Annotated in this window: 17 protein-coding genes; all 17 read right to left on the bottom strand. The window is 65.8% G+C overall.

Going from position 1 to position 12048, the window contains the following annotated elements; all coding sequences use genetic code 11:
- Positions 1–7: 7 nt before the first annotated feature.
- The 17 genes from PZ895_RS16370 to PZ895_RS16290 all read right to left on the bottom strand — a co-directional run bounded on the left by PZ895_RS16370 (position 8) and on the right by PZ895_RS16290 (position 12028).
- Positions 8–454: a hypothetical protein gene (locus tag PZ895_RS16370; RefSeq protein WP_275840060.1), complete on the bottom strand. Its 447-nt coding sequence runs from the start codon at positions 452–454 to the stop codon at positions 8–10.
- A gap of 97 nt (positions 455–551) precedes the next feature.
- Positions 552–1943, bottom strand: a complete 1392-nt coding sequence (locus PZ895_RS16365) for an ATP-binding protein (RefSeq protein ID WP_275840084.1) — start codon at positions 1941–1943, stop codon at positions 552–554.
- A 25-nt stretch (positions 1944–1968) separates the two neighbouring features.
- Positions 1969–2634 carry a response regulator transcription factor gene (locus tag PZ895_RS16360; RefSeq protein ID WP_275840059.1) on the bottom strand — a complete coding sequence of 222 codons (666 nt, stop codon included), beginning with the start codon at positions 2632–2634 and terminating at the stop codon, positions 1969–1971.
- Positions 2635–2679: 45 nt separating this feature from the next.
- Positions 2680–2976, bottom strand: coding sequence for a hypothetical protein (locus PZ895_RS16355; protein WP_275840058.1), 297 nt, complete (start codon positions 2974–2976; stop codon positions 2680–2682).
- Positions 2977–3038: 62 nt separating this feature from the next.
- Positions 3039–3245, bottom strand: coding sequence for a hypothetical protein (locus tag PZ895_RS16350; protein ID WP_275840057.1), 207 nt, complete (start codon positions 3243–3245; stop codon positions 3039–3041).
- A 14-nt stretch (positions 3246–3259) separates the two neighbouring features.
- Positions 3260–7117, bottom strand: a complete 3858-nt coding sequence (locus PZ895_RS16345) for a glycoside hydrolase/phage tail family protein (RefSeq protein ID WP_275840056.1) — start codon at positions 7115–7117, stop codon at positions 3260–3262.
- 12 nt (positions 7118–7129) lie between these two features.
- Positions 7130–7552, bottom strand: coding sequence for an NlpC/P60 family protein (locus PZ895_RS16340; protein WP_275840055.1), 423 nt, complete (start codon positions 7550–7552; stop codon positions 7130–7132).
- On the bottom strand, positions 7549–8379 hold the full coding sequence (locus tag PZ895_RS16335) for a DUF2163 domain-containing protein (RefSeq protein ID WP_275840054.1): 831 nt from the start codon (positions 8377–8379) through the stop codon (positions 7549–7551). The genes PZ895_RS16340 and PZ895_RS16335 overlap by 4 nt, the downstream gene beginning before the upstream one ends.
- Positions 8376–9011: a DUF2460 domain-containing protein gene (locus tag PZ895_RS16330; RefSeq protein ID WP_275840053.1), complete on the bottom strand. Its 636-nt coding sequence runs from the start codon at positions 9009–9011 to the stop codon at positions 8376–8378. Before PZ895_RS16330 ends, PZ895_RS16335 begins: the two co-directional genes overlap by 4 nt.
- 4 nt (positions 9012–9015) lie before the next feature.
- Positions 9016–9582, bottom strand: a complete 567-nt coding sequence (locus PZ895_RS16325) for a phage tail tape measure protein (RefSeq protein ID WP_275840052.1) — start codon at positions 9580–9582, stop codon at positions 9016–9018.
- Positions 9512–9802 (bottom strand): phage tail assembly chaperone, encoded by a 291-nt coding sequence (locus PZ895_RS16320; protein ID WP_275840051.1) that lies wholly within the window; start codon positions 9800–9802, stop codon positions 9512–9514. Before PZ895_RS16320 ends, PZ895_RS16325 begins: the two co-directional genes overlap by 71 nt.
- The gene (locus PZ895_RS16315) at positions 9799–10131 is read right to left on the bottom strand and encodes a gene transfer agent family protein (RefSeq protein ID WP_275840050.1); all 333 of its coding nucleotides are present in this window, start codon (positions 10129–10131) and stop codon (positions 9799–9801) included. The genes PZ895_RS16320 and PZ895_RS16315 overlap by 4 nt, the downstream gene beginning before the upstream one ends.
- On the bottom strand, positions 10128–10544 hold the full coding sequence (locus PZ895_RS16310) for a phage major tail protein, TP901-1 family (protein WP_275840049.1): 417 nt from the start codon (positions 10542–10544) through the stop codon (positions 10128–10130). Before PZ895_RS16310 ends, PZ895_RS16315 begins: the two co-directional genes overlap by 4 nt.
- A 39-nt stretch (positions 10545–10583) precedes the next feature.
- Positions 10584–10994 carry a DUF3168 domain-containing protein gene (locus PZ895_RS16305; RefSeq protein WP_275840048.1) on the bottom strand — a complete coding sequence of 137 codons (411 nt, stop codon included), beginning with the start codon at positions 10992–10994 and terminating at the stop codon, positions 10584–10586.
- A complete protein-coding gene (locus PZ895_RS16300) occupies positions 10975–11127 on the bottom strand; it encodes a hypothetical protein (RefSeq protein ID WP_275840047.1) in 153 nt (50 codons plus the stop codon). The genes PZ895_RS16305 and PZ895_RS16300 overlap by 20 nt, the downstream gene beginning before the upstream one ends.
- Positions 11124–11456, bottom strand: a complete 333-nt coding sequence (locus tag PZ895_RS16295) for a phage head closure protein (RefSeq protein WP_275840046.1) — start codon at positions 11454–11456, stop codon at positions 11124–11126. The genes PZ895_RS16300 and PZ895_RS16295 overlap by 4 nt, the downstream gene beginning before the upstream one ends.
- Entirely contained in the window at positions 11456–12028 is a 573-nt protein-coding gene (locus PZ895_RS16290) for a head-tail connector protein (RefSeq protein WP_275840045.1), read from the bottom strand. Before PZ895_RS16290 ends, PZ895_RS16295 begins: the two co-directional genes overlap by 1 nt.
- Positions 12029–12048: the final 20 nt, after the last annotated feature.

Below are 12048 nucleotides of genomic sequence, written 5' to 3'. Positions count from 1 at the left end.
CGCCGGTTCAGACGAGCGGCGTCCAGCTTCCGTCCTCGTTGCGGCAGGCGGTACCGCGACCGACCCGCTCGGCGCCGTTCTGGCTGACCGTATGGGTGTATTGTCGGCAGTTCTGCGACCCGACGCGGTAGGGCGGCGCTGCCATCACCCGTCCCGACAAGCGTCCATCTCCCTGCCAGCTAACGGATTCGCCGGAGGCCGTATATTCAAGCGCTCGATATTCAGCCTCGAGCGCTCGTTGGCGGTCGGCGCGGTCGAGATTCTCGCCAAGCGTGCGGCCGATCAGGCCACCGGCCATCGCTTCGGCGATACTGGCCGACATGGGCTGCGCGCTGGCCGCACCCATCGGGCTGGCAAATGCTCCGACCAGCGCCGATCCACCGGTCGAGGGCGACGACATGCATCCCGACACGAGCAGGCCAGCGGCCAAAATTCCTGCAAATCTGATGATCATCTAAGCTGAAACGTCCCATGCTGAACGCGGCGACCGCGTCGATTTCGAGCAACGCATAAGCTAGGGTCTTGGCCGAACTTTGTCATCGGCACGACTTTCAATCGGCAAGTTCATCGCGCTGGCGTTGCAAACGGATCACGGCGCTCAACCCGCCTTGGTGGGAACGGCCGAGTTCGAACGACCCTCCATATTCCTTCACGAGGTCCGCCACGATAGACAGGCCGAGGCCGGTTCCCGGCTTCGTCTCGTCAAGTCTCTGGCCGCGTTTCATGGCAAGCCGCGCCTGGTCTTCGGGAATGCCGGGGCCATCATCTTCGATCGTCAGAACGAAACCCGGCTTGCGGTCGCCGCCGTCGCGCCGCACCGAAACCATGACTGCCGATTTACCCCATTTGGTGGCATTTTCCAGCAGATTGCCGACCAGTTCCTCGAAATCCTCCTTATCGCCGCTGAAGATGATTTCCTCATCGGGCGCGTCGAGCGAAATGTCGAGATGACGGTTGAGCTTGGACAGAACGCGCACGAGTCTTTCGAGCGTCGCGACGACCGGCGTGCGGAACAGCACGCTGTCGCGTTGCGCGGCCACGCGGGCACGTTGCAGATAATGTTCGACCTGGGATTGCATGGCAGTCGCCTGATCGACGATCAGCCCGCCCTTGTGCCCGCCCATCGCCGCGCCTTCGTTGAGAAGCACCGCCAGCGGCGTCTTCAGCGAGTGGGCCAGGTTGCCGACCTGCGTGCGCGAGCGCTCGACGATGCGCCGATTGCTTTCGATCAGGGCATTGGTTTCGTCGGCGAGCGGCGCGATCTCGGCCGGGAAACTGCCGTCCAGCCGCTGTGCGCTGCCGGAGCGGATTTCCGCCAGTGCGCGGCGCACGCGCGAAAGCGGTCGAAGGCCAAGCCAGATGGCAATCGCATTGATCGCGATCATGCCGAAACCGAACAGCGCCAGATAGATGTAGAGCTGGCGTTCGAAATCGGCGATCTCGGCCTCGAGATCGGACCTGTTGCCCATCACCCGAAAGCGCGCCACGCGCCCGGCATCGTCGAGCACGAACTCGCTTTCGAACACGTCGACGAATTCCTCGTCGAGCCCCATTTCGATGTAGCGGCGCTGGAAATCGGTGTCGAACGGCACCTCTTCGGTCGGCGGGGCCTCGACCGTTTCGATCATCGAGATCGAGCGCAGCGAGCCGCGCAGCCCCTCGGATACGGGCTCGACCGACCAGTACCAGCCCGAGCGCGGGATCGTGAACCGAAGGTCGCCGAGATTCGGGTTGCCCTGCAACCAGCCGTCTTCCGTGACGCTGACGGTGCTGATCAGGTTGAACAGATGCGCGGACAAAAGGCTTTCGAAACCGCGCTCGCTCGCCTGCCGGAAGAGAGTTGAGATGACCGTGGCGATGATGACGAGCGTCAGAAGCGCCCAGAGGGTCGAGAACGCGATGACACGGACCGTCAGCGAGCCGAGCCGCAGGCGCCGTTGCATCATCGGCGCGAGATCCCGCCCAGGCTCATGCGGCCGGCTCGCGCATCCGGTAGCCCATGCCGCGCACCGTCTCTATCATGTCGACGCCGAGTTTCTTGCGCAGCCGGCCGACGAAAACTTCGATCGTGTTCGAATCGCGGTCGAAATCCTGGTCGTAGAGATGTTCGACCAGTTCCGTACGCGAGACGACATCGCCCATATGGTGCATGAGATAGGCGAGCAGCCTGAATTCGTGCGATGTCAGGCGCAACGGCACGCCGCCGAGATCGGCCTTTGAGGATTTCGTGTCGAGCCGCAGCGGACCGCAGGAAATTTCGGACGAGGCATGGCCGGCGGCGCGGCGGATGAGCGCCCGCAGGCGGGCCAGCACCTCCTCAATGTGAAAGGGCTTGGCGACGTAGTCGTCCGCGCCAGCGTCGATGCCGGCCACCTTGTCGCTCCACCGGTCACGGGCGGTCAACATCAATACCGGCATCTTCCGGCCGTCGCGGCGCCAGCGTTCGACGACCGAAATCCCGTCCATCTGCGGCAGGCCGATATCCAGGATCACGGCGTCGTAAGGCTCTGTATCGCCGAGGAAATGACCTTCCTCGCCATCGAATGCCCGATCGACGACATAGCCGGCATCGACCAGCGCATCGCTGACCTGGCGGTTGAGATCCTTATCGTCCTCGACGACCAGAATGCGCATTGTTCAGTCCCGTCCCTTGGTCCGATTGCGAATCGCGCCCGCAGATTACATCGGCACGACGAATTCGGCACGACGGGGGCGCTGCCCGTCCTGGCCGGGCACCAGCACCACGATCACGCAGACCTGTTGGCCGCCGCGATCTTCAGGCGTGGCCTTGGCGAGCGTCCCGCCGTTTTCGGCAGCGATCTGCTGGCCGACCGCATAACAGTCGCCCTGCGCGAGTTGAATGCGCTGCGGCGTCGCGGGCGCGGCAGAGAAAATCGGCAGCGCGGATGCGGATGCGACTGCGCCGAGCGCCATCCATGCTGCCAATGCCAGAGTCGGGAAGCGATTGTTCTTCATATGTGACGTTCTATTACAGTCGGGCTGAACATCAAATGAACAACGCGGCTGCAAGTTTCAGGTCACTTGATCCGGGTCGTCGCGGCAAGCCGGCCGAAAATCGCCACCAGACCGGAGATGGCGGCCACCGCTTGCAGGACTGTGTCGGTCAGCATCGCGCCGTCGACGGCGTCGACCGGCACGCCGAAGGCTGCCGCACCTGCGCTCGCCACCGTTATGATCGAGGCCCAGATGGTCCGCGACGAATACCAGGGTTTTTCGATGTCCATCGTCTTTTCCTCTTCTACATGTTGATCTGGATTGAGCGCGTGGCCGCCATGCCCGGCCCGACCACGAGGCTGATCTGGCTGACGCGCAACTGCACCTCCGCGCGCCCATCGACCAGCGACGGCTCGACCTGCCATTGCGCCTCGTTCGTCTCGGCCTCGGCAACGATCTCGTCCCCGTCGAGAAGCGTCGCCCGGTAGCGTTCGTCGGCTTCGCCAAGCGGGATGTCCGCCGCCAGCCAGCTATCAGCATCGATCCGTCCACGACGCGTCCAGCGGAAGACGAGCGCGCCGTCCGCGCAATCGCCGCGCAGATGGCAGGGCGATAGCGGCGTCAGCGCCCGCACACCGCCGCTCGCAACGACGCCGGCCGCGTAGCGCTCGGACAGGTCATATCCGGCCGGCACGCATCGCCAGTTAAGTTCCCGGCCGATCTCGCTTTGCTGCAAACCCGCCGCCACCACCGCCCGGTCCAGAAGCACGAACCGGGCGCCGGCAATTGCGCCGGATGCAAGCGCATCCTCGGTGCCGAGTTGGCCGCGCAGAAGATTGGAGAGTTCCCACAGTCCCGGCGCGATCTCCTCGGCCCCCGCAAACTGCAAAATCTCCCATCCGCCGCCTTCACATTCGATCGCGCAGGCATTGGCGCCGTTCAGCACCTCGGCAAGCGTCACCGATTCCAGCGAACCGGCTTCCAAGCCAACGCGCAGGCGCGCTACCCGGTCGATCAAGCCGCTGCGGCCGGGCGGAGCGGGCTCGTCCAGCCGGCCGATGGTTGCCGGTCGGTCGATCCGGGCGCGCTGCGTGAAGCCGGCGGCTTGCGGCGACGCGAACAGCAGATGGCTGCGCCATGGCCGCGCCCTTGCGGCGACGCGGAACTGCTCTTCCGGTGGGCCTGCGTCCGGCCCCATCGGCAGGTCGAGCCAGACTGCTTCCGGCGGGCCGGGCATGGCCGGCGACCGGCGCACGGGCGGCTGGACGCCTTGCCAGCCGCTTGCGGCCCGCAAGCCGATCCGCCGCGCGACGATCCGCGCCGTCAGACCCTCCTCGATGGTCTCGGCACGATAGAGCCGGTCGCCGCGACGCGAAGGCAGTCGCACGATCTGTCCGGCCGTCAGTTCGGCCGGAACTGTGGCAAAGCTGATCGTCTCGCGCCCTGCCCGGTGTCGGTCGAGCCAGCGTTCCGCGAGCGCGGCGGCCTGCCCTTCCTCCAGCATTCCGGGGAAGCCGAGACGCGACCGGCTGTCGGCGCCCGGATCGAATGCGGTGGCCCGCACCTGCGCCGTCTGATAGTCGCGGAACGGATCGCGATAGGCGAGCTCGACCTCGCTGGCGACCTGCGTTCCGGCTTCGCTTGCCGTCTCGACCACCACCCCGCCATCGTCGACCAGGTCGACCAGGTCGACGATGCCTCCGACGAGTTCGGGATCGCGAAAGGTGATGGCTCCACCGCTTTCGTTCACCTTCAGGTCGAACAGTTCGACCAGCGGCTGCAAGGCCGCGCGCGCCGTGCCCGGCTCGTCGACGACGTAGCCTGCAATTGTCTGATGGACGTTCCTCACATCCGGCAGCGGCAGACCGTGACGCAGCATGATCGTTTCGATCAGCGACGCGACATCGACACCGCTTGCACGTCCGTTCAGCCAATGACCCAAGAACCAGTTCGCGCCGTCGGCCCAGACGTCGCCGAAGGTCGGAAACGCGGGAAAGGGCCGCGCATCCCAGGCCCAGACATAGAGCCGGTCGGGATCGACCATGCGCCCGCCTTCCAGCGCCGCCGCCGGATTGCGCGCGCCGTCGAAACCCGCATGATCCGGCTGCCACGCACCATGCTGCGCTTCGAGATAGCGCGCCTGCGCAACATCGCTTCTGGCTCCGTTTGAAAAGTACGGTGCGGCATTTTCGGAGCTTTTGGGATCGGGAAAGACATTCGGCTGGTTCGGTCCCTTGTCGATCGCCGGGCAGCCGATCTCCGTCATCCAGATCGGTTTCGAGCCGGGCACCCAATCTGTCGGTTCGGCGAGTTCCACACCGCCGATGCGGTTGAAGTGCGGGTTCTCCCACCAGGATTTGATGTCCTTGTAGCGAAACACCCAGTCCTTGCCGTAGGCTCCATCGCTGATCGGCGTGCGCTGCCGCGCGATCCGATCCTCCTGCGAGGCGTAGAAGAAATCATAGCCCTCGCCGCGCGAGACACCTTCGAGCAGGCCGTCGCGATCATTGGCCGACGTGAACCCGTCCGGGTTGCCGCCCGCCTCGTCACCGTCCCGCCAGTCCGACAGCGGCATGTAATTGTCGATGCCGACCGCCGAAACCGCCGGATGCGCCCAGAGCGGATCGAGATGGAACAAGACATCGCCCGATCCGTCCGCCGGCTGGTGGCCGAAATATTCCGACCAGTCCGCGCCGTAGCTGATCCGCGCCTGCGGCAGCATCGCAGCCACCTCCCCGGCCAGTTCGCACAAGACGTCGACGAACGGAAACACATTCGCCCCGTCGCGCAGCGTCGTCAGTCCGCGCAGTTCCGAACCGAGGAGGAAGGCATCGACGCCGCCCGCAAGCGCCGCCAGCCTCGCATAATGCAGCACGAGCCTGCGATAACCCCAATCGTCGGGCCGCAGGCACGCAATGTCCTCGCCAGCCGCGACGACATCCGCCGTCCCGACCTCGCCCGCAAAATCCGCGACGATGCCCCGCACCGCATTCGTCTTGTCCGGGCTTCCCGCCTGCCCCGGCGTCGGCATCGACGTAATTCGCCCGCGCCAGGGATAGGCCGCCTGCGCCGCCCCGCCATAGGGATCGGGCAATGTGTTTCCTGCCGGCACGTCCATCATGATGAAGGGATAGAGCGTCACCTTCAGCCCGCGCCGGTTGATCTCGGCGATGGCATCCAGCACGGATCGGTCGCTGGGCGTTCCGCCATAGGCGGCCGCATCGCCGATCTGCGAGACGACATAGGCCGCCTCGCGCGCGACGCCCGATACGGACCACGCCTGCGAAAAACCGCCGGGATTGCCCTGTGTCACACCGGGCCGCACGCGGCACGTCCCGGCCCGCAAATCGTCGCCGAACCATGTGACGACGAGCGCGACATGCTTCAGATTCGGGAACACCGCCTGCATCTCGTCGAGCGATGCTTCGAGGTCGCTGCCTGCGTGAAACACATGCCGGTTGACCGCCTCGGTCTCGCCGCCCGGCCGCGCGCGCGTCACCTCGGCAGGCGACAGGCCGTATTCGGTCGAGCCGGGGATCAGCGCCACAGCACGCACATCGTTCTGATACGCTCCGACCGGCCGCACCACCTCAAACTGGAACTGCGGCAGGCGATTGCCGAAATCGGTCAGCGGAAAGCGGTCGATGACGACATAGGCGACGCCGCGGTAGGCCGGCGCATCGCCCTGTTTCGCCGCGATCAGCGGGTCCGGTTGCTGATCCTCGCTGCCGCGATGGATGCGGATGTCGAAACGCTCGCGGTCGATCTCGCGCCCATCCGCCCAGATCCGCCGCACGCTCGCGATCTCGCCTTCGCAAAGCGCGAAGGCCGCATTGGCAAAATAGCTGTAGGTCGTGGTCTTTGGTCCGCCCTTGCCGCCCTGTCGCTCAGTCCGGCTCTCCTCCTCGAAACGCGTCGCCCAGATCAGATTTCCCGCGATCCTCCCCGTGCCGAATGCCTGCGCCAGCGGCACGCCCTCTTCCGCCTGAAACGGGCGCATCCCCGAAAGTCGCGGGCCTTCGATCCGCTGCGTGCCGTTGATCAGCGCGCGGTCGACGAGATAGCCGCCGATCGCCCCGGCAGCCGAGCCGACCGCCGCGCCGAACGTGCCGAGATAGCCGCCGAGAAACGACCCGGCAGCCTGTAGAACGATTGTCGCCATGAAATTCCCCGGTCAGTCTGGAAATCGAAAAACCGCCGCGATGCGCGACCGCCAGGCCGGCACGAGCGGCGAGACCGCCACCGCATGGCCTTCATAGGCATGGATGATGGTCTCGCTTTCACCGAGAATGGCGAGATGCTTGGCCGGCAGATGCCGACGCCAGCGAAAGGCCAGAACGTCGCCTGGCATCGCTTCGTGCGTCGCGATCTCGGCCATGTGCCGCCGCGCAGCCTCGAGCAGCGGATCGTCTGCGCGCATCTCGGCCCAATCGCGCGAATAGGCCGGCATCGCTTCCGGCTCGCGACCGTAGAGGCTGCGCCAGATGCCGCGCAGAAGGCCGAGGCAGTCGCATCCGACGCCGAGTCGCGATCCCTGGTGCCGATAGGGCGTGCCGATCCAGCGCCGCGCTTCATGCAACACTGCCGCGCGCCTCATGGAACGATCGCCCCGCCGTCGAAAATCCCGCCCTCGCTGACATAGCCATAGGCGACGTCATTGCCCGGCAAATGCGGAAAGCCACGGAAGTTCAATACGTTGGCAAATTTGTCTCGACAGGTCGAAAATGCCTTGTCGCAGCCCGCCGTGATGGTGAAGGCTGCTCCTGACGCAAGGTCGGCGGCTTCTTCAATGCCGATCAGAACGCCCTCCGTCCCCCAACGATGCGCGTTCACGCGGCAGGCCCGTCCATCGACGGTCAATGTCCCACCCCCGAACCAGCCGTCGGCATAGGTATCAAGCCCCGCGACGACATAGGTCCCGGTTCGCTGTCGCGAGACGATCGTGCCCGCCGCCTCGAAGCCCGCCAAGGCGACGCCGCACCTTGCATCACCAAGTTCGGCATCGCAGCTTCGCCGCAAATAGCGCCCGGCCGGCCGGTCGAGATTGCGTGCCAGGCTTTCGAGTTCGGCGACCAGCGCGCCATCGCGCCGCGTGATCTTGCCGATGGCGGAAACGCGGATCAGTTGCGCGCCTTCCGGGGCCGTCCAGTCTGCGCGAAACGTCTCGACCTTCGCACCGTCGAACGACCCGGCATCGATTTCGGCCTCCGAAAGCCGCACCGACGACAACGCCCCCTCGATCTCCGCCGTATCGACCGCCAGTCCCAGCGAAGATTGCGCCTCGCTTTGGGAAAACCCCGATTGCGGCTCAAAACTCGTGCCGCCAAAGACAAACATCCGGTCGTGATCGGTAAAGCCGAGCGCCGTCCCGTCCCGTTTCGTCACCCGCCAGCACAAGCACAGCGTCGTCGCCATATCGCTCATGCAAACACCTCGACGATCGGGATCGACGGGATCTGCCCCGCCTTGAAGGACGACAGGCTGATCTCCAGCCGGTCCGTGTCGAATCGCGCGGCGATGTCGAACAGGAAGCCGGCCGTCACCACACTTCCCGCCGCCGGGGCGGCGCCGAGCGTTACCAGTCCCGTTCCGGCATCGACGGAAAACGCGTTGTCATCAAGCTCGAACCCGTCCACCGCCACCCGCACCGAGCCTGCGACCGGCAAGGTGATCTCGCGTCGATACGCTTCCGCTCCGCCGCCGTAAATCTTGGCAAGTTGAAACGTGGAGCTTTCCCCGTCTCCGATGCCGATCTCCTGATCCATCGATTCCGGTTCGTCACCCAAGCCGCTGGATTTGTGGTCGAACGGGTCGCGGAAGCGGAATGCGTGAAACGCACCGCGACGGGCCTCGAAGAAGGCGACGATTTGGCCGAGATCGGAAAGCGCGCGAAGGCCCGTGCCGGCGTCGAAACGCCGTCGTGAGCGGCTCTGGCGCAGGTTCCGCCTCTCCTCGCCCGAAGTCATGGGGACGATCTCCACGCGCCGTTCCGTCCCGCCGGTCGCGCCGAAGGAAATCGCGGTCGGAAACCGCAGATCGTGAAATGCGTCCATCATCGCCTCACATGGTTCGCGTGCCGCGCGAGACGGCCCGCGCCAACATGCCGGTGATCTGCGCTTCGGATTTGCGGAACGAACTTGCGTCCGCCGCCGTCACGTTGAAGACGACATTGACACCGCCGCCGCCGCCACTCGCCGCCACGCCCAGCCGGCCATCGGCCGAGCGTTGCAGAGGCAGAATCGCCTCCGCCCCCGCCTCGCCCATCAGGCCGGCTCCGCGCGCCATCGGAAAGAGCGTCGGGCCCGACACCACACCGCCCTGGGCGAAGGGCGTGATTGAGCCCGGCACTCCGCCTCTGGCAAACGGCACGACGCCGCCAAGGAGCCCGCTCAACGCGGTCGACGCCAGCCCGCTCAAAGGCTTCAGTCCCTGGTTCAGCGCCATGCCGGCAAGGTTCAGGCCGATGCGGCGCAGTATGTCGTCCAGCGAGCGGCCGCTGACGGTCGCCGCCCGCAGCGCCCCGCCAAGCTGATCGCCGAAGCGCGACGACAGCTTTTCAAGGTTCGATAGCGCCGCGGCAAAGGACGCCGTGTCGGCCTCGATCGACACGGTGAAGGTCTCGTCCATCGTCGGTTACTCCTTCAAGGTCGGGAAAGCGCGCCATCAGCGCGCCAAGATCGTCCCGCGCCGGCACCGGGCGAGCCGCACGGTTCAGCCCGACGCACCAGGCGAATTCGCGCGGCGTCATCGCCCACAGCTCGGCCGGCTTCAGCCGCAGCAGGCCGAGGCCGGCTTCGAGGACATCGTCCCACGGAAACCAGCTCGTCGGCGCTGCTGCGGCGGTCAAGGGTTTGCGGGAGCTGCCTCTCCCGCAAACGTTGCGGTCAAAAGGTCGGAGACGATCGCGGCAAAGCCGGTCACCCCGCCGTCGCAATGCATCGCCAGCACCTCGTCATCGGCCACAGCATTGCCGCCGCCCCGCAGGCCGGCGCCGATGATCTTCGCCATGTCGCCGGCCGACAGCCTGCCCGTCGAAAACCGTTCGACGAGCGCGCCCAGATCGTTCGCCTCGAACGCGTTTTCGAGTTCGGCCAGCGCGCCCAGCGTCAGGCACAGCCGATAGGCGCAGCCGTCGAGCGTCGCGGAAATCTCGCCGCGCCGATGATTCACGTTCATGCAACCTCCGTGAAGGTGAGCGCGCCGGCGGATTCGAGCGCCGCCTCGAAGGTGATTTCGCCGTCATGGCTCCCGGCATATTCGAGCGCGGTGATCTGGAACGGCCCCTCGATCACGCCGAAATCGGGGATCGCCAGTTGCCAGGCCAAGATCGCGCCCTCGAAGAAGCGCTCGCGCAGCAGCGCGTCCGACGCCTGGTCCTTGAAGATGCCCGATCCGCTGACGGATGCGCGCTGCACGCCGGCGCCCGCCAGAAGCTCGCGCCAGCGGCCGGCCGAATCCGCATTGGTGACGTCGACGGTTTCGGAATTGAACGCCAGCCGCTTCGTCCGCAGTCCGGCGATGGTGACGAACGTGCCCGCCCCGTCCGCGTCGAGCTTGAGCAACAGATCTTTGCCCTTCTGAGCAACCATGAAGGCCTCCAGGTAAAATGTTCAACGATGTCAGTGAATTCAGGCCGCGGCTTCGGTCAGCGCGCGAAACCGGATCAGTCCGTGATGAACGTCATTGTCGTCCTCGTAGCGAACCTCGGAATACTCCATGCGCAGCCGGATCAGCGCATGGCCGTCAAGCGCCAGCGCCGCGTCGTCGAGCGCGCCCCGCACCGTCTCGATCAGCGCGTGGCATTCGCTCTTGCCGCGCGCCTTCGACCACACATGCAGCGTGACAAGATGTTCCGCGCCGGTCTCCGTATCGGTCGACCAGTCATAGACGCTGGTCCGACCGAATGTCAGATACGGGAATTTCGCATTCGCCGGCGCCTGGTCGTAAAGCCGCACCGTGCCCATGGCCGCGCTCAGGTCCGCATCGGCCAGCAACGCGGCGAAGACGCCCCGCTGAAGCTCAAGTGCCGCGCTTGTCATCAGCCCCCTCCTCGCTTGTCCGGCGCTCCCGGTCGCGACGATAGCCTGACGCCACATCCTCCGCCATGCCGTGCAGCAGGCTGCGCAGGCTTCTGACGAGATCGTCGCCGGTCGTTCGTATCGCCGTCTTCATCGCCCCGCCTCCCGCGTCTCGCAAACGAGATACCGTGCCGTCTCGTCAGGATCGGAGATCGTTTCGATGGCGAAGACGCGCTCGCCGCGGCGAAACCGCATCCGCCGGAAGATGTCGCCGCGATGGCGAAGGGTGATACGATGCGTGATGTCGACCTGACGCTGGTCCGCGCCGTAGCGCATCCGCGCCCGTACCGGCTCGACATGGGCGAACACCGTCGCCACCTCGATCCATTCGCGGCTGACACCGCCTGCCCCGTCGCCGCTTTCGATCGCGTCCTCCACGATCAGTTCCGTCCGCAGCATTCCCGCATCGATGAACTGCGCCATCACGCGATCCTCCTGCGCCTGAACGGCGCGATCAGCCGCTCGTAACCGGCCGGGTATGAGACCGGTTGGTCGCTCGCGCCATGGACGCCGCGAAATTCGTACCAGTGCGCCACCAGCACCAGCATTGCGCGCTTCAAAAGGTCGGGAACATCGGTCGCCGCTTCGCCATGCCCCGCCACGAAGTCGATCTCGATTCCGTTCAGGCTCGCCGTCGGCACGAGTGGCGTCTTAAAATGAACACGCGCCGGGCGCGACACCGCATCGACGGCGTAGCCCGCCGGATTGACCACCGATCCCTCGCCATCCTCGCCGAAAACCGTCACCGACAGAACTTCACGCACAGGATGCGGCGTCAGGCGCACGGTTCGGTCGCGCGGCAGCGCGTCGAGCACCTTTCGCCAGGTCTGCGCCATCAACGCCAGCCCGGTCGCCGCCTCCACCTCCTCGCGCGCGGCGCGGATCAGGCCCGTCACCAGTTCGTCCTCGCTGTCGTGCTGGAGGCGCAGATGCGCCTTGGCCTCGGCCAGCGTCACCGGCTCGCCCTCGGGGCCGGTCGTTCGAAATGCGGTCATCGCCACCTCGGTCTCTGGAA

The organism is Mesorhizobium sp. YIM 152430, from assembly GCF_029210365.1.
In the GTDB taxonomy this organism is placed as follows: domain Bacteria; phylum Pseudomonadota; class Alphaproteobacteria; order Rhizobiales; family Rhizobiaceae; genus Aliihoeflea.
Note: the sequence above shows the minus strand (reverse complement) of the source record. Positions and strands in the feature narration are given on the sequence as shown.